Source organism: Actinobacillus vicugnae (genome assembly GCF_901687125.1).
Classification (GTDB): Bacteria; Pseudomonadota; Gammaproteobacteria; order Enterobacterales; family Pasteurellaceae; genus Actinobacillus; species Actinobacillus vicugnae.
The window spans coordinates 67,536-88,139 of sequence record NZ_CABFJY010000050.1 but is presented as its reverse complement, the minus strand read 5'-3'; the positions used below and the strand labels follow the sequence as shown (position 1 = coordinate 88,139).

Annotated in this window: 19 protein-coding genes; 14 read left to right on the top strand and 5 right to left on the bottom strand. The window is 40.2% G+C overall.

The window, feature by feature from the left end; genetic code table 11:
• On the top strand, positions 1–121 hold a 121-nt coding region (locus tag F8M47_RS12005), incomplete at its 5' end, for an EF-Tu C-terminal domain-related protein (RefSeq protein WP_481249150.1).
• Positions 122–368: 247 nt separating this feature from the next.
• Here the strand turns inward: F8M47_RS12005 and F8M47_RS12000 are convergent.
• Positions 369–1,277, bottom strand: a complete 909-nt coding sequence (locus F8M47_RS12000; RefSeq protein ID WP_150540313.1) for a 1,4-dihydroxy-2-naphthoate polyprenyltransferase — start codon at positions 1,275–1,277, stop codon at positions 369–371.
• Between the two features lie 94 nt (positions 1,278–1,371).
• On the opposite strand from F8M47_RS12000, the gene tsaA reads away from it, so the two are divergent.
• The 9 genes from tsaA to serA all read left to right on the top strand — a co-directional run bounded on the left by tsaA (position 1,372) and on the right by serA (position 9,843).
• Complete coding sequence (gene tsaA / locus F8M47_RS11995) at positions 1,372–2,130, top strand: tRNA (N6-threonylcarbamoyladenosine(37)-N6)-methyltransferase TrmO (protein ID WP_150540312.1); 759 nt, start codon at positions 1,372–1,374, stop codon at positions 2,128–2,130.
• A gap of 42 nt (positions 2,131–2,172) precedes the next feature.
• A complete protein-coding gene (locus F8M47_RS11990) occupies positions 2,173–2,880 on the top strand; it encodes an SIMPL domain-containing protein (protein WP_150540311.1) in 708 nt (235 codons plus the stop codon).
• A gap of 132 nt (positions 2,881–3,012) precedes the next feature.
• Complete coding sequence (gene aqpZ / locus F8M47_RS11985; protein WP_150540310.1) at positions 3,013–3,699, top strand: aquaporin Z; 687 nt, start codon at positions 3,013–3,015, stop codon at positions 3,697–3,699.
• Positions 3,700–3,777: 78 nt separating this feature from the next.
• The gene (locus tag F8M47_RS12120) at positions 3,778–3,918 is read left to right on the top strand and encodes a hypothetical protein (protein ID WP_167509625.1); all 141 of its coding nucleotides are present in this window, start codon (positions 3,778–3,780) and stop codon (positions 3,916–3,918) included.
• 130 nt (positions 3,919–4,048) lie between these two features.
• Positions 4,049–4,642 carry a peptidylprolyl isomerase gene (gene slyD, locus F8M47_RS11980; protein ID WP_150540309.1) on the top strand — a complete coding sequence of 198 codons (594 nt, stop codon included), beginning with the start codon at positions 4,049–4,051 and terminating at the stop codon, positions 4,640–4,642.
• Between the two features lie 114 nt (positions 4,643–4,756).
• Entirely contained in the window at positions 4,757–6,283 is a 1,527-nt protein-coding gene (gene ilvA, locus F8M47_RS11975) for a threonine ammonia-lyase, biosynthetic (RefSeq protein WP_150540308.1), read from the top strand.
• Positions 6,284–6,383: 100 nt separating this feature from the next.
• The gene (gene glmM, locus F8M47_RS11970) at positions 6,384–7,718 is read left to right on the top strand and encodes a phosphoglucosamine mutase (RefSeq protein ID WP_150540307.1); all 1,335 of its coding nucleotides are present in this window, start codon (positions 6,384–6,386) and stop codon (positions 7,716–7,718) included.
• 109 nt (positions 7,719–7,827) lie between these two features.
• Entirely contained in the window at positions 7,828–8,487 is a 660-nt protein-coding gene (gene rpiA, locus F8M47_RS11965) for a ribose-5-phosphate isomerase RpiA (RefSeq protein WP_150540306.1), read from the top strand.
• 129 nt (positions 8,488–8,616) lie between these two features.
• Positions 8,617–9,843 carry a phosphoglycerate dehydrogenase gene (gene serA, locus F8M47_RS11960; protein WP_150540305.1) on the top strand — a complete coding sequence of 409 codons (1,227 nt, stop codon included), beginning with the start codon at positions 8,617–8,619 and terminating at the stop codon, positions 9,841–9,843.
• Between the two features lie 73 nt (positions 9,844–9,916).
• On the opposite strand, the gene znuA is transcribed toward serA, so the two are convergent.
• Positions 9,917–10,876, bottom strand: a complete 960-nt coding sequence (gene znuA / locus F8M47_RS11955; RefSeq protein WP_150540304.1) for a zinc ABC transporter substrate-binding protein ZnuA — start codon at positions 10,874–10,876, stop codon at positions 9,917–9,919.
• Positions 10,877–11,021: 145 nt separating this feature from the next.
• Between znuA and ubiD the strand changes: the two genes are divergently transcribed.
• Both ubiD and F8M47_RS11945 read left to right on the top strand, forming a co-directional pair.
• On the top strand, positions 11,022–12,485 hold the full coding sequence (gene ubiD / locus F8M47_RS11950; RefSeq protein WP_150540303.1) for a 4-hydroxy-3-polyprenylbenzoate decarboxylase: 1,464 nt from the start codon (positions 11,022–11,024) through the stop codon (positions 12,483–12,485).
• A gap of 147 nt (positions 12,486–12,632) precedes the next feature.
• Entirely contained in the window at positions 12,633–13,154 is a 522-nt protein-coding gene (locus tag F8M47_RS11945) for an isoprenylcysteine carboxyl methyltransferase family protein (RefSeq protein ID WP_150540302.1), read from the top strand.
• 85 nt (positions 13,155–13,239) lie between these two features.
• On the opposite strand, the gene F8M47_RS11940 is transcribed toward F8M47_RS11945, so the two are convergent.
• Positions 13,240–14,235, bottom strand: a complete 996-nt coding sequence (locus F8M47_RS11940; RefSeq protein ID WP_150540301.1) for an RsiV family protein — start codon at positions 14,233–14,235, stop codon at positions 13,240–13,242.
• A gap of 467 nt (positions 14,236–14,702) precedes the next feature.
• Here F8M47_RS11940 and rne point away from each other — a divergent pair, with 467 nt between their 5' ends.
• Positions 14,703–17,762, top strand: a complete 3,060-nt coding sequence (gene rne, locus F8M47_RS11935) for a ribonuclease E (RefSeq protein WP_208790054.1) — start codon at positions 14,703–14,705, stop codon at positions 17,760–17,762.
• A gap of 171 nt (positions 17,763–17,933) precedes the next feature.
• On the top strand, positions 17,934–18,479 hold the full coding sequence (locus F8M47_RS11930) for a histone H1 family protein (protein WP_150540300.1): 546 nt from the start codon (positions 17,934–17,936) through the stop codon (positions 18,477–18,479).
• A 156-nt stretch (positions 18,480–18,635) separates the two neighbouring features.
• Here the strand turns inward: F8M47_RS11930 and cysE are convergent, their stop codons facing one another.
• Together cysE and gpsA are read right to left on the bottom strand one after the other, a co-directional pair.
• Positions 18,636–19,451 carry a serine O-acetyltransferase gene (gene cysE, locus F8M47_RS11925; RefSeq protein ID WP_150540299.1) on the bottom strand — a complete coding sequence of 272 codons (816 nt, stop codon included), beginning with the start codon at positions 19,449–19,451 and terminating at the stop codon, positions 18,636–18,638.
• Between the two features lie 13 nt (positions 19,452–19,464).
• A complete protein-coding gene (gene gpsA / locus F8M47_RS11920; RefSeq protein ID WP_150540298.1) occupies positions 19,465–20,475 on the bottom strand; it encodes an NAD(P)H-dependent glycerol-3-phosphate dehydrogenase in 1,011 nt (336 codons plus the stop codon).
• Positions 20,476–20,604: the final 129 nt, after the last annotated feature.

Here is a 20,604-nt window from a genome sequence, read left to right as displayed (position 1 = left end):
CAACATCAAAATGACAGTAAGCCTAATTCACCCAATCGCAATGGACGAAGGTTTACGTTTTGCGATTCGTGAAGGTGGTCGTACAGTAGGTGCGGGTGTTGTAGCGAAAATCATCAAATAATTGAGTCTAACTTAATATTTGATAGCAAAAAGCTAAAGAGAGGCGTGTCGAAAGACACGCCTTTTTTGTTAGTAATAGGTTTTAGGTATAGCAATGCTTTAGTTTTAAATATTTTGTTAACACTTAATAAGATAAATAGAGAGAGGATACGTTTGAAATGAAAAAACGAGGTCTGAAGTGATATTCAATGCCTCGTTTTTGAGTTTTGGAAGGGGCTAAGCGGTCTATTTTTGCCGAAAATTTACCATTAACCTAAGAAAATACCTAAGCTAAACAATAAGTTAGTGATTAAAGCTAAGCCTGCCATTTGTCCTAAAATTGGGCGTAACTCAATCGGATCTTGGTGGTGATATACAAATAATCCGTGTTTAGCGAGTAATGGAACAGCAAGTAAGAAAAGGTAGCTATACCAATGTTGAAATTCGTTGATTGCAAAAATTAAGTAGGAAACGACCGCTAATATTAATAAAGCTAGGTGGTAAATCCGTCCATTTTGGCTACCAATACGTACGATTAGAGTATTTTTGCCTGCTTGTTTATCTTGATTGATATCCCGTAAATTATTGATATTTAATACAGCAACAGAAAGTAATCCACAGCCAAAAGCAGGAATAAAAATAATGGTAGAGAGGCTGTGTACCTGTAGATAAAATGTGCCAATAACCGCAATAAACCCAAAGAAAATCAGTACAAATAAATCGCCTAATCCTAAATAGCCATAGGCTTTTTTCCCGACGGTGTAAGTGATTGCTGCAACGATAGAAATAATACCTAAGCTAATAAACACAATTAAATCTTGGATTGACTGATAGGCATAAACAGTCAGCCCAACTCCTGCTATAAATGATAAAATACCAAGCAGAATCACTGCATTTCTTAGTTGTGAGCCAGTAATGGCGCCGTGTTGAATTGCTCGTAAGGGGCCAATTCTTTCTTTAGTGTCAGAGCCTTTCACATGATCACCATAATCATTAGCAAAGTTAGAAAGTACTTGCAGTAAAATGGTCGTGATAAAGGCGAGCAATGTGGTAATAAGATCAAAATGCCCTGCCCAATAGGCGAGAGCAGAACCCACAATAATAGAAGCAAGCGCCAAAGGTAACGTCTTAGGGCGCGCGGTGCTAAACCAAATAGAAAATGTTGAATGCTGATTCATAATAAACTGAAATAAAATAATGAAAACTAAACGACTTATATTAATATAAAATAGCTGGATAGGTTTTGATTTTTAACAGAAAAAGTACATTTTTATGACGATTTTACAACCTTTAAGCATAAATCCAATCGGTGTGATTTATAGTCCTTATGATGAAAAATTCTCGGTGCCTCGCCAGCCGAATTTAGTGCAAGAAGGAAAAGGCATATTAAAGTTGCTTCCGCCTTACAACTCACCTGATGCAGTACGAGGACTGGAGCAATTTAGCCATTTATGGTTGATTTTTCAGTTTCATCAAATTCCTGAGCGAGCATGGCATGCAACAGTTCGACCGCCTCGTTTAGGAGGAAATGAACGCATCGGTGTTTTTGCTAGCCGTGCAACGCATCGTCCAAATCCGATTGGCTTATCTAAGGTGCAATTAGAAAAGGTTGAAATCAGTAATGGCGAGGTGCTACTCAAGTTAGGTGGTGTAGATTTAGTCAATGGCACACCAATTTTAGACATTAAGCCTTACATTGCCTATGCAGATAGTGAACCTGATGCTTGCTCTGGCTTTGCGCAAGCTAAACCTCTAGTAAAACTAGAAGTTGAGTTTTCAACAGAGGCGTTACAAGCGGTTGAATTTTGTGCAAATTTTGCAAGGTTTGGGATTGAGAAGCCTATTCATTTTATTCGAAATGTGATTGAACAAGACCCTCGTCCTGCTTATCAGCAGGGGAAATCCACTGAGCGAATTTATGGTATGAGCTTGGCAGGCTATAATGTTCGTTGGCAAATTTGTGCTCAAAATCCGAATAAAGCACTGGTGATTGAGATTGAAAATGAACTAAATAGCAAAACATCTTTCTAAGCTAACACTTTTTAAGTTTGCTCATAAAATTTAGGAGACTGTATGAAATTACCAAAAATTCTCGCAATTTTACCGCTGGCTTTCAGTTCAATGACAGCTCATGCAGAACAAACACCCGCAACAATGAATAAGCCAATTCAGTTTTCTTTTTCCACCGAGGTCAATAGAATGGTTGAAAAAGATTTAATGCGCACAGTGATTTATAGTCGCAAAACAGGTAAATCATTATCAGATTTAAAAGCAACGGTTTCTGCTAATCTGAATAAAGTGATTACAGATGCCAAATCTTATACTGGCATTAAAATTCAAACCGAAGGTGTGAGTAGTTACCCAGATTCTAATCAGAAAAATAAAGTTGAAAGCTGGGTGGTTGAAGGCCGAGTGTTATTTGAAACCAAAGATTTTGCAGCGATGGCAAAAGTGCTGGATAACCTAGGTGATGAGGCGGCGATTAGCTATGTTACATTTAGTGTTTCACCAGAAAAAATGGCGGCTTTAGAAGACGAAATGACGCTAGATATTATCAAGCAATTTCAACACAAAGCAGAAGTGGTGCAAAAGGGCTTAAATGCAAAAAGTTATACTTTAAGCCAAGTGCAATTAGAAACACCAAATGGTGAGGGAATGCGCCAAATGCCGATGATGGCGATGGCAAAAAGTAGTTATTCAGAGCAAGAGAGCGGATTACCGTTAGAAGCAGGAAGTGAAGTGATTTCAGCGAGAGCCTCAGGTACAGTGACTTTCGAGTAACAACATAGATCTTTTTCTAAGAAAATGCCTAATACTTTGTGTTAGGCATTTTGAACGGCGAACAATGTATATTGTTCGTATTTGGAAAGCAGTGGCACATTTCGTGTCGTTTTATTTTATTAAGGAAACATAATGAAAAAATATTTTGCTGAATTTTTCGGTACATTTTGGTTAGTATTTGGTGGCTGTGGTAGTGCAGTGCTAGCGGCAGGTATCCCTGAATTAGGTATTGGTTATGCAGGTGTTTCACTTGCATTTGGTTTAACAGTCTTAACAATGGCTTATGCAGTAGGTCATATTTCTGGTGGCCATTTTAACCCAGCAGTATCTATTGGTTTACTTGTGGGGGGGCGTTTTAATGCAAAAGATTTAGTGCCTTATATCATTTCGCAAGTTGCGGGTGCAATTGCAGCGGCTGCCGTGTTATACACAGTAGCTTCTGGCGCAGCAGGTTTTGATGTGACAGCTGGTTTTGCAAGCAATGGTTTTGCAGAACACTCTCCACACGGCTATTCATTAGCAGCGGCATTAGTGATTGAAGTGGTATTAACAGCATTCTTCTTAATCATTATTATGGGCGCAACAGATAAACGTGCACCAGCGGGTTTTGCACCAATTGCAATTGGTTTAGGTTTAACGTTGATCCATTTAATCTCAATTCCAGTAACAAACACTTCTGTGAACCCTGCTCGTTCAACAGGTGTTGCGTTATTCCAAGGTTCTTGGGCGATTGAACAATTATGGTTGTTCTGGGTTGCGCCAATCTTAGGTGCAATTATTGGTGCGCTTGTTTACCGTTTTATTGCTGAAGAAAAATAAACTTTAGTCGCTTATGATTTATAAATGCAGTCCTATATTAACGGGCTGCATTTTTCGTATAAATTGTATAGGTCAAATATGAAATCATTATTTAAAATTTTTGTCATTGTAGCTTGTTGTAGTGGATTAAGCGGTTGTTTAGTTACTTCGGTTGTGGGGGGCGTCGTTGGTGCGGCGGTTGATGTTGTGGATGCTGTTACGCCAGATATTACCGACTAAACTTGTAAATTTTGCGCAAAATAAGACCGCTTGTTTTTACTAAGCGGTCATCTTATTTCTATTCTTTGCAAATCTACGATAAACCGCTACAATGGCTTGTATTCTTAGCTAAATATAAAAGGAATCTTTAATGAAAATCGCAAAAAATGTTGTTCCAAGCATTGCTTATCAAGTTCGCACTCAAGATGGCGTATTAGTTGATGAAGCGCCAGTAAACCAACCATTAGAATATTTACACGGTCATAATAATCTGGTTGAAGGTTTAGAAAAAGCGCTTGAAGGCAAAGCGGTGGGTGATGTGTTTGAAGTACGTGTTAAACCAGAAGAAGGTTATGGCGAATATAACGAAAACATGGTTCAACGTGTACCAAAAGATGTATTTATGGGAGTGGATGAATTAGAAGTGGGTATGCGTTTTATCGCAGATACTGATTTAGGCCCATTACCTGTGGTAATCACTGAAGTTGATGGTGATGAGGTTGTGGTTGATGGTAACCATATGTTAGCAGGTCAGGAATTATTATTCTCTGTTGAAGTGGTTGCAACTCGTGAAGCAACTTTAGAAGAAATTGCACATGGTCATATTCATTCTGGCCATGAACATGGCGGTTGCTGTGGTGGTCATGGTGAAGAAGGCGGTTGTGGCTGTGGCGGTCACGGACACGATCATGATCACGCTCACCACCATGGTCACGGTGGTTGTGGTTGCGGTGGTCACCACTAATTTTAATATGATTGGCGCAAGCGGTTATTGCTTGTGCCTTTTTCGTTTTGTTAATCCGTCTGACGTACCCTTCAATAAAATCATAAAAGTTATAATAAATTACAGAGCAGTGTTATGAGCAATCCAACCATTCAATCTGGCACCGATTATTTGCGTGCTATCCTCAGTTCTAATATCTACGATCTTGTACAAGTTACTCCACTCCAAAAAATGGAGAAGCTTTCTGAACGTTTAACCAATCAAATTTTTATTAAACGAGAAGACCGCCAACCCGTACACAGTTTTAAATTGCGTGGTGCTTTTGCCATGATTTCCAACCTGTCTGCAAGCCAAAAGGCAGCGGGGGTGATTACTGCTTCGGCAGGGAATCATGCGCAAGGTGTGGCGCTTTCCGCAAAACATTTAGGTTTACGAGCTTTGATCGTGATGCCACAAAATACGCCAGCAATTAAAGTCGATGCGGTACGAGGTTTCGGAGGTGAAGCATTATTATTTGGCGCAAATTTTGATGAAGCAAAAGCAAAAGCGTTAGCGCTTTCGGAAGAATTAGGTATGACTTTTGTGCCACCGTTTGATCATCCAATGGTGATTGCAGGGCAAGGGACAATCGGTATGGAGCTGGTTCAACAGCGTTCTGATTTGGATTATGTATTTGTGCCTGTCGGTGGCGGTGGCTTAGCCGCGGGTATTGCAGTGTTGATTAAGCAAGTATTACCAAATGTGAAAGTAATTGGTGTGGAGTCTAAAGATTCAGCTTGTCTTTATCATGCGTTAAAAGTGGGTAAGCCAGATGATTTAGAGCGTGTTGGCTTATTTGCCGATGGTATTGCGGTAAGACGTATTGGCGATGAAACTTTCCGTGTTTGCCAGCAATATATTGATGAGGTAGTGTTAGTGGATAACGACCAAATCTGTGCGGCAATGAAAGATATTTTTGAAAATGTACGTGCGGTGGCAGAGCCGTCTGGTGCAACTTCATTAGCGGGTTTAAAAAAATATGTAAAAGAGCATCAGCTTGAAGGCAAAAATATTGCTTGTATTCTTTCTGGCGCGAATTTAAATTTCCATACTTTGCGTTATGTATCAGAACGCTGTGAAATTGGTGAAAAACATGAAGCGTTATTAGCGGTTACTATTCCAGAACAAAAAGGCAGTTTCTTAAAATTCTGTGAAATTTTAGGTAATCGTGCGGTTACCGAATTTAATTATCGCCATGCTGATGAGCATCAAGCGTGTATTTTTGTTGGGGTTCGTATTACAGGTAGCGTTGAAAAAGCGGAGATTATTCGCGACTTACAACAAAATGGCTATGATGTTACGGATCTTTCTGATGATGATATTGCGAAAACGCATATCCGCTACATGGTGGGCGGACGTCCAACAACTATTGTAAATGAACAGCTATATAGCTTTGAATTTCCAGAGCAAAAAGGGGCGTTATTAAAATTCTTACAAACCTTAACGGATTGGGATATTTCCTTGTTCCATTACCGTGCGCATGGGGCTGACTACGGAGATATTCTGGCAGCTTTTGCATTAAATGCAGATGATGAAACCAAATTTAAACAGCATTTAGAACAGCTTGGTTACCGTTATCAGAACGTGACGGAAAGTCCAGCCTATCGTTATTTTTTAAAGTAGTCGTGTGCAAACGAATTATTTGATTAATTTATTGTCAAAGCCCTCGCTATTTATGGCTTTTTCTTATTAACTTTTTCTACTCTCTTTCGAGGATTTAAATATGGCAGAACGTAAATATTTTGGTACGGACGGTGTACGTGGCAAAGTAGGTCAATTTCCTATTACTCCAGATTTCGCATTAAAATTAGGTTGGGCAGCAGGTAAAACTCTTGCAACTCAAGGTACAAAAAAAGTGTTAATCGGTAAAGATACCCGTATTTCTGGTTATATGTTGGAGTCGGCATTAGAAGCTGGTCTTGCAGCTGCTGGTCTTTCAGCAGCATTTGTAGGCCCAATGCCAACCCCCGCAATTGCTTATCTCACCCGTACTTTCCGTGCTGAAGCGGGAATTGTTATTTCAGCATCACACAACCCATATTACGATAATGGCATTAAATTTTTCTCAAATGTAGGTGAGAAATTACCTGATGAAGTAGAAGAAGCAATTGAATCATTATTAGATCAGCCAATGGACTGCGTGGAGTCAGCACAATTAGGCCGAGCAACTCGTATCAATGATGCGGCAGGTCGTTATATTGAATTCTGTAAAGGTACTTTCCCAGCAAATGCAAGCTTAAAAGGCTATAAAATTGTGGTGGATTGTGCAAACGGTGCAACATACCATATCGCACCAAATGTAATGCGTGAATTAGGTGCAGAAGTCATCGAGATCGGCACTAAACCAGATGGTTTAAATATCAACGAAAAATGTGGTGCAACGGATATTACAGCATTACAAAAAGTTGTGGTTGAAGCTGGCGCAGATGTTGGTCTTGCGTATGATGGCGATGGCGACCGTATTATGATGGTGGATCATTTAGGCAATAAAGTTGATGGTGACCAGATTCTTTTTATCATTGCACGTGAAGCGTTACGCTCAGGCAATTTACAAGGAGGTGTGGTTGGTACATTAATGAGTAACATGGGCTTAGAGGTGGCATTAAAGCACTTAGCGATTCCATTTACTCGTGCAAATGTGGGTGACCGCTACGTTCTGGAACAGTTGAAAGAAAAAGGCTGGAAATTAGGTGGCGAAAATTCAGGTCATATTATCGTGTTAGATAAAAACACAACGGGTGACGGCATTATTGCTTCTCTTGAAGTGCTTGCCGCCATGGAAGCGCATAAAATGAGCTTAAATGATCTTGTGCGTGCAGTGCCGTTATTCCCACAAGTATTGCTTAACGTGCGCTTTGAAGGTGGTAACAACCCATTAGAAAGCGATGCAGTAAAAGCAGTGGCAGCAGATGTAGAAAAACGCTTAGCTGGTAAAGGACGTATTCTGTTACGTAAGTCTGGTACAGAGCCATTAATTCGTGTAATGGTAGAGTGTGAAGACGGTGCGTTAGCTCAAAGTTGTGCAGAAGAAATTGTTGAAGCAGTTAAAAACAACTAACTAATGACAAGCGGTCGAATTTTTGCAAAAATTTGTGGAAATTCGACCGCTTTTGTTTTTAAAAAGTAGCGACTCGTTAGCTTAAAATAAATCAAGAAAAGGACTCATTATGAACCAACAAGAAATGAAAAAAATTGCTGCTCAAGCGGCGCTTCAATATGTAAAACCAGACACGATTGTGGGGGTAGGAAGTGGTTCGACAGTAAACTGTTTTATTGATGCGTTAGCTTCAATGAAAGATCAGATTAAAGGGGCGGTAGCCGCTTCAAAAGCGTCAGAAGAGCGTTTACGTGCAATTGGTATTGAAGTTTTTAATGCGAATGAAGTTACGGAACTTGATGTATATATTGATGGTGCAGATGAAATTACTCCACATGGTGCGATGATCAAAGGGGGGGGGGCTGCATTAACCCGTGAAAAAATTGTAAGCTCATTGGCAAAAAAATTTATTTGTATCGTAGACAGTTCAAAACAAGTGGATGTGTTAGGTTCAACTTTCCCGTTACCTGTGGAAGTCATTCCAATGGCTCGTTCTTATGTTGCACGTCAATTAGTTGCATTAGGCGGTTCACCAGAGTACCGTGAAGGTGTGGTAACTGATAATGGTAATGTGATTTTGGATGTGCATAATTTCCAAATTATTGAACCGCTTAAAATGGAACATACCATCAATAATATTGCAGGTGTGGTCACAAATGGTATTTTTGCGCAACGTTATGCGAATGTAACCATTGTTGGCACGCCAGAAGGTGCAAAAATTTTAGAATAAGTATATTTCTGACACATGGAATCGTGTTGAGTTTATAACGATAAGTTCTGTTAAAGTCAAAAAGCTTCCGTGTGTTTAGTTAGGCAATCTGATAAAAATATAAGCAATACAACAAAATAGGGATCTAAAATGACAACTCCTATCAATAAATCTCAAATTAAATTTCTTTTGCTGGAGGGCGTCCATCAAAATGCGTTAGACGTCTTACAGGCAGCAGGATATACCAATATTGAATACCACAAAAAAGCGTTAGACGGTGAAGATCTGATTAATGCGATTAAAGAAGCGCATTTTGTTGGCTTACGCTCGCGTACCCATTTAACCAAAGAAGTGCTTGCTCATGCTAAAAATTTACAGGCGATTGGTTGTTTTTGCATCGGAACCAACCAAGTTGATTTAAATGAAGCGAAACGCCTTGGTATTCCAGTCTTTAATGCCCCGTTTTCAAATACTCGTTCGGTCGCAGAGCTTGTATTAGCAGAAATCATTCTGTTAATGCGCCAAGTGCCAAAAGCAAATGCGGAAGTACATCGTGGCGTTTGGAATAAATCCGCAGCAGGTTCAAATGAAGTGCGAGGGAAAAAATTAGGGATTATCGGTTACGGTCATATCGGTTCGCAATTAAGTGTGATGGCGGAATCTATCGGTATGCAGGTTTATTTCTATGATATTGAAAATAAACTGCCGTTAGGCAATGCTCAACAAATTGCAAGTTTAGATGAATTACTTGCAAGCTGTGATGCGATTTCTTTACATGTACCTGAAAATGCTTCAACTAAAAACTTAATGAGTGCGGAGCGTATTGCACAGTTAAAAGAAGATTCAGTGTTGATTAACGCCGCGCGTGGTACAGTGGTAGATATTGATGCGCTAGCAGCGCGTTTGGCGCAAGGTACATTACGTGGCGCAGCGATTGATGTATTCCCCGTAGAGCCTGCTTCAATTAATGATCCATTTGAGTCCCCATTATGTCAATTTGATAATGTGATTCTTACGCCACATATTGGTGGCTCAACTGCTGAAGCACAGGCGAATATCGGTACTGAAGTGGCGAGCAAGTTTGTTAAATATGCAGATAATGGTTCAACCCTTTCAGCGGTGAATTTCCCAGAAGTATCATTACCGATTCACAGCTCATCAAAACGCTTGTTGCATATTCATGAAAACCGCCCAGGTATTTTAAATAAAGTAAACCAAGTGTTTGTGGATGGAAACGTGAATATTGCGGCGCAACACTTACAAACAGACCCGATGATTGGTTATGTGGTCATTGATGTTGAGTTAGATGATGCGAGCGAAGCACTTGAACGCTTGCAACAAATTGACGGCACCATTAAAGCCCGAGTGATTTCGTAATAGATTAAAACTGCAAGCGGTGGAATTTGTAAAAAAATCTGCAAATTCTACCGCTTATTTTTTTATCAATGATTTATTTTAAACATTGACTAAATTCATCAGCAATCGCTTGTAAAAATTGTGGGTAAGCCGTTTTGCTTAATTCAATTTTTGTGCCAAGTGGATCTAATTGCCCTACCTTCACTTGTGTGCCCTTGCTTAAGCTTTCAATCACTTTTGGTGTGAATTGTGGTTCTGCAAATAAACATTGTGCTTTATGTGCTGCGATATTTTTCTTAATCACATTTAATGTTTTTGCTCCTGGTGCAACGCTCGGGTTAATCGTGAAAGAACCTAATGAATTTAAGCCATAAGCTCGTTCAAAATAGCCATAAGCATCATGGAATGTATAGTAACCTTTGTCTTTTGCACTTGCTAATTGTTGAGTGATTTCTGCGCTTTTAGCGGTCAAATTAGCTTTGAAATTTGCAAGATTTTCAGCAATTTTGGCTTTTTGTTCAGGCAATTGTGCTGTTAAACGTTCTGCAATTTGTTCTGCGGCAATGACGCTTGCTTCTGGTGAGAACCAAATATGCCAATCTTTATCATGACTATGGCCTTCATGCTCGTGATCGTGGTGGTGATCATGTGCTTTATCAGCGTGGTGTTCATGATCATGGTGTTTATGATCGTGTTCATGAGCATGTTCTTCATCTTTTTCCGTTGCATCAACAATCGCCTTAATAGCGGGCACTTCTGCTAAGCTAAGCACTTTCTCTTTTGGTAAATTATCAATACTTTTTTCTAAGAAAGTTTCTAAATCATCACCGACCCAAACAACCAGTTGAGCAGATTTTAACTGTTCAACATCAGAGGGCTTTAAGCTATAGTCATGTGGCGATGCGGTAACGGGCAACAATACTTTGCTATCGGTCACTCCATCGGTAATAGCGCTTGCAATAAAGCCTAGTGGCTTGACGGTAGTAAGAACATTAGCATTCGCAACGGCAGCTGCACCAAGCAGTGCAAGAGTTAAGGCAGTTTTGTTAAACATAGGATTCTCCTCTTGAATTAAAGTTGAGCGATTCTATCAAACTTTCATAAAATTACCATATTGATTTACATAAATTTTTTATGGGTATTTTTCATCTATTGTTTTCTATATACTAGCGGTCAAAGTTTTCTAATTTTTTACCAATATGAAATATAAAGATTTACGTGAATTTTTAGCACTGTTAGAAAGCCAAGGTGAGCTAGTGCGAATAAAGCAAGAAATCGACCCTTACCTTGAAATGGCAGAGATTTCAGATCGCACCTTGCGCAAAGGTGGACCAGCAATTTTATTTGAAAATCCAAAAGGCTATCAAATGCCCGTTTTGTGTAATTTGTTTGGAACACCAAAACGAGTTGCGTTAGGCATGGGGCAACAAGACACACAAGCATTGCGAGAATTAGGAAAATTACTTGCTTTTCTTAAAGAGCCAGAACCACCTAAAGGCTTTAAAGAATTGATTGGACAGTTGCCACAATGGAAACAAGTGCTGAATATGCCAAGCAAAATGCTGAGCAAAGCTGATTGCCAGCAAGTGGTATTAAGCGGCGATAATGTTGACCTATATAAATTGCCAATAATGCATTGTCACCAAGGCGATGTTGCGCCCTTGGTTACTTGGGGACTTACCATTACGCAAGGGCCTTATAAAAAGCGTCAGAATCTTGGTATTTATCGCCAACAATTGATCGGCAAAAATAAGCTAATTATGCGCTGGTTATCACATCGTGGTGGTGCGTTAGATTTTCATGAATGGAAAGAAGCAAATCCTGATAAACCGTTTCCTGTATCGGTTGCAATCGGTGCTGATCCAGCTACGATTCTAGCGGCGGTAACGCCTATTCCAGATACGCTATCGGAATATGCATTTGCGGGGTTATTGCGTGGTCAGAAAACCGAAGTTACCAAGTCAATTAGCAATAACTTAGAAGTGCCAGCCAGTGCAGAAATCGTGTTGGAAGGCTATATTGATCCAAATGAAACAGCATTGGAAGGACCGTATGGTGATCATACAGGCTATTACAACGAACAAGAATATTTCCCTGTATTTACCGTAACGCATATCACGATGCGTCGTGATGCGATTTATCATTCGACTTATACAGGTCGTCCGCCTGATGAGCCAGCGGTGCTGGGTGAAGCCCTAAATGAAGTGTTTATCCCGATTTTACAGAAACAATTTCCTGAAATTGTGGATTTTTATCTGCCGCCAGAAGGTTGTTCTTACCGTCTTGCGGTGGTGACGATCAAAAAGCAATATACAGGTCATGCGAAACGAGTCATGATGGGAGTATGGTCGTTTTTACGTCAATTTATGTACACCAAATTTGTGATTGTATGTGATGATGATGTGAATGCGAGAGATTGGAAGGATGTAATTTGGGCGATTACCACCCGTTGTGACCCAACTCGAGATACGACGCTTATTGATCATACGCCGATCGATTATTTAGATTTCGCTTCACCGATTGCAGGGCTAGGCTCAAAAATGGGTATTGATGCCACTAACAAATGGCTGGGCGAGACGAGCCGAGAATGGGGAACCCCAATCAAAAAAGATGAAAATGTGGTGAAACGCATTGATGAAATTTGGGACCAATTAGGTCTATAATTTCACGCATACGGCGGAATAGTCAGTTGAAAATCAAAAGCGCAAGCGGTTAAATTTTGTTAAAAATTTACCAATAAAAACAGCGTATTTCAGCGGACTCCGTCGTCTTTTATTTTCTATTACCATTTTAAAGTTAAAGGAGAACTTATGTTATTGGTAAATCTTATCTTTGTGAGCTTTTTTATTGTACGTCTATATAGCTTGAGCATTTCGATCCGCAATGAGCGAGCATTGTTGCAAAAAGGTGCAACACAGCACGGCAGTAAAAATTCTAAATGGCTATCCATTGTGCATGTGCTGTTCTATTTTTCTGCGTTATTTGAAGCAAATTATTTTGCTTATCATTGGGATTATCTCAGCACAATTGGCACAATTACCCTACTGTTCGCTTATCTTGCGCTCTTTTGGGTGATTAACGAGCTAAAAGATATTTGGACGGTAAAACTTTATATTTTGCCAAATCATCAAATTAATACCTCATTGTTATTTAGAACAATTAAACACCCTAACTATTTTTTAAATATTATCCCCGAGCTTATTGGCGTCGTGTTACTTTGCCATGCGTGGAACACATTTACCTTCTTATTGCCTGTTTATCTGGTGGTGTTAGGTATTCGCATTTATCAAGAAGAAAAAGTGATGAAGCCATTGTTTAAGCAGCAACGCTAGTGGTAAGCGGTTGAATTTCAGCTAAATTTTGCCAATATAAAACCACGGAATAACGTTTGTTCCGTGGTTTTATTTATCATCAAAATTAGTTAGCAGTTGGTAGGCTGTGATCAGGGGCGAGATCGTAACCGTCGGCTGGTTTGCGCTGATATTCAGTATTCAATAATTGGTTAACTTCATACCAAGGTACGGTCAGGCTGATTTCGCCCTCGGCAAATGAACCTAGCGCGTATGGTGGATAAATAAATCTTACCCCGTCATCCGTAAATAAAAAATCCTCTGATACGTAGAAATCTTGTTTGCTGGTAAAGGTTTCACGCTGACCATTTTCATCGGGCTGATAGTGATCTTCATAATATCCCCACAACATTGCAGAAAGCTCAACTTGTTTGGCGGGCGAAAGCAAATCGTCCAGCAGAATAATGCGCTTTTTATTTACATCAATATTAAAATATTTGGTGTAGTAATTGCTGTGGGCACCGCCAGTATAATCATCATAATTTTGGAAAAATGTCACAATATTGTGGCGTTGCCCTAAATAGATTGTTTCTGCAGTGCGTGAAATACCGAGTGTTCCGCCTGCTTTCAAGCTCTCCAGATTCTCTTGATAATCTTTTTCTAAACGCGTTTTGAGCAACGTGAGTTCATCGCCTGTAATCAGATTGCGATCAATTTTACTATCGGTGGGCTGATAGCTAATTAAAATTTGCTTCGCTAATAAATTATCAAGCCAATCAAAACCTGTTTTGGCCAAACTAGTGAAGTAATGTTGCTCTGCTGAAAGAATAGCCTGTTCTTGATTTTTTTCTGGTTTGAATTTAATTCGTTCGGTTTTTGCGAAAAATGGATAGATTTCAACCTTTAATGCGGGGAATGTTTGGAGGTCGTTGGTGGTTTTTTCCGCAATCGATTGCTGTAAAGCGGTCAATTCTTGCTGAGATTTTGCAAGTTGTTCATTTAATTGAGAAATTTGTTGTTCAGCTTGTTGTAATTGAGCGTGTGTCTCAGTGGTATTTTGTTCATCACAAGCACAAAGCATGAGTCCGAGAGTAACGAGCACGGCTAATAATGATTTCTTCATGAAATCCTCCTTTAAATATAAAGATTAAATTCTATACAAAAATAGCAAAAATTCAACAAATTGCAATGTTTTCCAAATAAATACGCTACTCAAACCAGCGATATTTACCTTGCCTATTTAGCCCCTAAAATGCAATAATGGTATGCTTTTTTATGTCATAAAAATTGTACGGCAATTTGGTAAAAACTGACGTAAAAAGCACCGCTTGCTAAAATGCAATGCGAAAAGCTAAGTGATTGATTCTGCGGTTAATTCGAGACAAGAAGAATGAAACATAAGACAAAATCATCACCCTTGAGCCATTTAATCTAAACGACTTTTTGACAGTCGGGAGACTGCCTGAAATCCAATAAGAATACCAAGGTATTTTCGTAATATAACAAAGATTTAATTCGGCGTATTAATGCTTAAAAAGTCTGTTTAATTGAATGGCAATTAAAAACAAAAATGAAAAATGAGAAAACACAATGAAAAGAATGTTAATCAATGCGACTCAGAAAGAAGAGTTGCGCGTTGCGCTCGTTGATGGGCAACGTCTATTCGATTTAGATATCGAAAGTCCAGGACACGAACAAAAAAAATCGAATATCTACAAAGGGAAAATCACCCGTGTTGAACCAAGCCTTGAAGCTGCATTCGTTGATTATGGTGCAGAACGCCATGGCTTCCTTCCTTTAAAAGAGATCTCTCGTGAATACTTTCCAGCGGATTATGTATTCAACGGTCGCCCAAATATCAAAGATATTATCAAAGAAGGGCAAGAAGTTATTGTTCAAGTGAATAAAGAAGAGCGTGGCAATAAAGGTGCTGCACTAACGACTTTTATTTCACTAGCGGGTAGCTATTTAGTTTTAATGCCAAACAATCCTCGTGCGGGCGGTATTTCTCGCCGTATTGAAGGTGATGAACGTTTAGAATTAAAAGAAGCATTAGATTGCTTAGATGTGCCTGAAGATGTGGGGTTAATCGTTCGTACTGCGGGCGTGGGCAAATCACCAGAAGAACTCCAGTGGGACTTAAAAGTATTATTACATCATTGGGAAGTAATTAAAAAAGCGGCGGAATCTCGTCCTGCACCATTCCTTATTCATCAAGAAAGTGATGTAATTGTACGAGCAATTCGTGACTACCTTCGCCGTGATATTGGTGAAATCTTAATTGATAACAAAAAAATCTTCGAGAAAGCGAAAAACCATATTCGTTTAGTGCGCCCAGATTTCATTAATCGAGTGCGCTTATATGAAGGCGAAGTGCCCCTGTTTAGTCACTATCAAATCGAATCACAAATTGAATCGGCATTCCAACGTGAGGTGCGTTTACCATCTGGCGGTTCAATTGTAATTGATGTGACAGAAGCATTGACTGCAATTGATATTAACTCATCACGCTCAACTCGTGGTGGCGATATTGAAGAAACTGCACTGAATACCAACCTGGAAGCAGCAGACGAAATTGCGCGCCAATTACGTTTACGTGACTTAGGCGGTTTAATTGTGATCGACTTTATTGATATGACGCCAGTTCGTCATCAACGTGAAGTGGAAAACCGTATCCGTGAGGCAACACGCCAAGACCGTGCACGTATTCAATTCGGGCGTATTTCTCGCTTTGGCTTATTAGAAATGAGTCGTCAGCGTTTAAGTCCATCATTAAGCGAAGCATCAAGCCATGTTTGTCCACGTTGTCAGGGTACGGGTAAAGTGCGTGATAACGAATCTATAGCGTTGTCGATTTTACGTTTATTAGAAGAGGAAGCAATTAAAGAAAATACTGCACAAGTGCATACGATTGTACCTGTACAAATTGCCTCTTACTTACTTAATGAAAAACGTAAAGCGATTTCAAGCATTGAAAAACGCCATAACGTGCAAGTGGTGGTAGTACCGACAGAAAGTATGGAAACACCACATTTCAGTGTATATCGTTTACGTGAAAATGAAGTGTTACCAACCCTTAGCTACGACTTAGCGAAACATTATCACGCGCGTGAAGAAGAAGCCCAACCGAATACACATACCGTTTCGGAAGAAGCTCTAGTAACACGTAATGAGCCAGTGATTACCGTAGAATCTGTTCTACAAAGCTCGGAATTAAATCTACAACCTGCGCCAACACCAGCCGCTCCAGCTAAACCTTCTCTATTTAGCCGTTTAATTGCAACAGTGAAAAGCTGGTTTGCTGCGGAAGAAAAAGAGGAAGAAAAACCTAAACCAAAAGCACGCAATCAACGTGAGCGCCGCAATCGTCGTGAGCGTCCAAACCGTGCAGAGCGCCAAGAACGTAAACAGCAGCAACAAGACGAGCAAAAAGCGCAACGTCAAGAACGCAACCAAGAGCGTACAGAGTCGAAAAAAGCGCGTCGCCAAGTGATTGAAGAAATTGCTGGCGCACAAGAAGTTCAAATGGAGCAAACACAAACGCAACGTCCAGCACGTGAAAATCAAATTGCAGAACGTCGTCAGCGCCGTGATTTGCGTAAAAAAGTACGTGTTGAAACAAACGAAAGTACAAATAACGAGAGCAATCAACCAGTAGTCGCAGCAGCTACAACGACGAAAGCAGTGGCAGATAAGCCACAATTGGTCGAGCCAAAAGCACAGCAGTTAGCAAATGTTGAAGTTGCACCAGTAGTCGCTAAACTAGCAGATAAAGCAGTAAATGTTGTAACAGAAACTAATACAGAAGTTGTGGTTGCAGAAAAGCGTACCGAACAGTGTGAAAATAATCGTCAACGCCGTTTACCACGCCACTTACGTGTAGGTAATCAGCGTCGTCGTGATAATCGTCGTGAACAATCTGCAACTGCAGCAATGCCTTTAGCAGCAGCGGTAGCTTCGCCAGAAATGGCAAGCGGTAAGATTTGGGTGAAATTTAGCAATCAGTCAACCGCTCAAAAACAAACCCAGAAAGTAGCGGAAGACAAACCACGCTTCTTATCGGTAGATGAAATGCTAGAACAGCAGCAAGAGCCAGAAGTGAAAACGCAAGCTCAAACGGCAGAGAAGAGTGTAAATTCTAGTGCACCGTTTGGCGCTTTTGTTACTCAGCATTCTGATCGTGATTTGGTGAAAGAAAACAAAGGGCGTGCGCATTATGTTACTGTTGATGAAGCAAAAGAAGATCCACAATTAGTTGAAAAAGCGATGGCGAAACACGTTGCACCATTAGGTGGTTTTGTTGCGCAACCTTCTGATCGTGATTTAGTGAAAGAGAAAAATGAGCGTGTGCAGAAACATCAAGCACAAGCAACTTCAGCACCAGCAATTGAACAGGTAACAACAGAAATTGTGGCACCAGTATCTACTTATGTAAGTAGTTATAGTTTCTCTGGTCACTTAGGAACATTCTCTCGAGTACAGCATACTAAAGCAGCGATGACCGTGGCATCAGCGCCCGCAGAAATGTCTGTGGCGGCAAATGTAACAGAGTGGACACAATCAAAATATTACTTCCATGGTAAAGGTTTTGGTGGACATTCAAGTGCAGTAAGCCATGTACATTCTGCACCTCGTGTTGCGAGAACTTAGTTTGAATAAGCTATAATTTATAGCATTTAAAGCCAATTAGTATTACTAATTGGCTTTTTTTTGTTCAATAAAGCTGTTATAGTTGCAACTTCTGAGAATAAGCTCAGTCTAAAAACCCCGAATGCGCTTGATAAAAAGTCGCAAACTCTCTTTTTACATAAGGAAAAGCAAATGAAAAAATCTTTATTAGCATTAGTATTAGGTACAACATTAACTTTAGCTGCTTGTGATCAAGCAAATCAAGCGAAAGATGCAGCAGCGGCAAAAGTTGAAGAAGCAAAAGTAGCAACTCAAGAAGCAGCGCAAGCTGTAGCAGATAAAGCCACTGAAGCAAAAGATGCAGCAGCGGCAAAAGTTGAAGAAGCAAAAGCAGCGACTCAAGAAGCAGCGCAAGCTGTAGCAGATAAAGCCACTGAAGCAAAAGATGCAGCAGCGGCAAAAGTTGAAGAAGCAAAAGCAGCAACTCAAGAAGCAGCACAAGCAGTAGCAGACAAAGCGTCTGAAGTAGAAGATGCAGCAGCAACTAAAGTTGAAGAAGTTAAAGATGCGGCAGCAACTAAAGTTGAAGAAGCAAAAGCAGCAACTCAAGAAGCAGCGCAAGCAGTAGCAGATAAAGCAGCAGAAGTTAAAGATGCAGCAGCAACTAAAGTTGAAGCAGCAGCTGAAGCAGTAAAAGAAAAAGCAACTGAAGTAAAAGAAGCCGTTGAAGCTAAATAATTCTTGTTAAGGTGTCTCCAAACCAAAGCAACAAAGCCCGCAATTGTGCGGGCTTTGTTTTTATGGCTTTCAGTGGAGCAAAGCGCTCAAATTTATTTATGCATACGGGTTTGATTTGTAAAATCTTAGGCAAATTTAACCGCTTGCGAAGGGGAATTAAATACCGTCTCCGTAAGTGCCTTCAATATCTTCAAAATATTGGTTCATATCGAATGCTGGTTTTTGTGCTGACGATTGCCCCACAACCCGAGCTGGAACGCCCGCAGCGGTGGCGTGATCTGGCACAGCTTGTAATACAACAGAGTTTGCGCCAATTTTTGAGTAGCGGCCGATTTCGATATTACCTAAAATTTTTGCGCCTGCACCAATCATAACGCCTTCACGAATCTTAGGATGACGATCGCCATGTTCTTTCCCCGTTCCGCCTAAAGTAACTCCTTGTAGAATAGATACATCATTTTCAATCACTGCCGTTTCGCCCACCACAATACCTGTTGCATGGTCGAACATAATACCACACCCCAATTTTGCAGCGGGGTGAATATCCACATCAAAAGCAACCGAAATTTCATTTTGTAGGTAAATTGCGAGTGCTTTACGCCCTTGTTGCCAAAGGTAATGAGTTACTCGATAGCTTTGGATCGCATGGTAGCCTTTTAAATACAATAATGGCGTAGTCCATTTATCTACTGCAGGATCTCGGGTGCGAACTGCATCAATATCACAAGCGGCACTGGCAATAATTTGTGGATCAGCTTGATAGGCTTCTTCAATAATTTCTTTTAAAGCAATTGCTGGCATAATTGGGTTTGCGAGTTTATTCGCTAAAATATAGCTTAACGAACCACCCAAATTACTATGTTTGAGAATCGTCGCATGGAAGAAACTTGCTAGCATTGGCTCATTTTCGACCAATTCCTGTGCTTCTTCTCGAATACTTTGCCAAATGTGATTAAGTTCGCTTGCATTCATTTTTAAAACCTCTTTATTCGCCTTTGCGTTCACGTCCTAATAGGGTTGCCACAACATCATGTGCATTTTTGCCGCAAAATAGCATTTGGTAAATCTGTTCAACAATCGGCATTTCTACACCTTGATTTTGTGCTAGTAGATAAGCTTCTTTCGTATTATAAAATCCTTCAACCACCTGCCCGATTTCAGCCATTGCCTCTTCGGCTGTTTTACCTTGCCCGAGCATTAAGCCAAAACGGCGGTTACGTGATTGATTATCGGTACAAGTTAGCACTAAATCACCTAAACCAGCCATTCCCATAAAGGTATTCGGATTAGCGCCGAGCGATGCGCCTAAACGTCCAATTTCAGCTAATCCACGGGTGATTAACGCTGTTCTTGCATTTGCACCAAAGCCCATACCATCTGAAATTCCTGCACCAATCGCAATCACATTTTTAATTGCGCCACCGAGTTGCACGCCAATCATATCGTTATTTAAATAGACCCGAAATGCTTTAGAACAATGGATGCGCTGTTGCATTTCATCGGCAAATTGTGCGTTATTTGAGGCTAAGGCAATGGCGGTAGGTAAGCCTTGCGCTAATTCTTTGGCAAATGTTGGGCCAGAAAGCACCGCAAGTGGGTATTGATCGCCTAAAATTTCTTGCGCAACGGTTTGTAATAAACGCCCTGTATTGCGTTCTAAGCCTTTTGTTGCCCACATAATACGATGTTGGCTATTTAGTAGCGGTCGAATTTGGGTTAAAACGTCAGCGAATACATGGCTTGGCACAACAATCAGAATATCTTTTACTTTGGCAAGCGCTTGAGCTAAATCACTTTCAATTTCTAGCGCTTCTGGAAAAGAGATATTGGGTAGAAAAGCATTATTCATGCGTTCAGTAGCTAAAACTGCCATAGTTGCAGGTTGATGTCCCCATAAATAGGTTTTATGACCATTGCGAGCGAGTGCAATCGCAAGTGCCGTACCATAAGATCCCGCACCTAAAACGGCTACTGGTGCTGAATAAATTTCACTCATTAAATTATCCTTATTATACGAAATAGGCTGATAAAACAGAAAGGCTCAATATAGCATTTGGTGTGAATCCGTCAATTCAGGCAATTTAAACCTATGCAAAGTTTTGCATCATTATCATTTGTGAGGCAA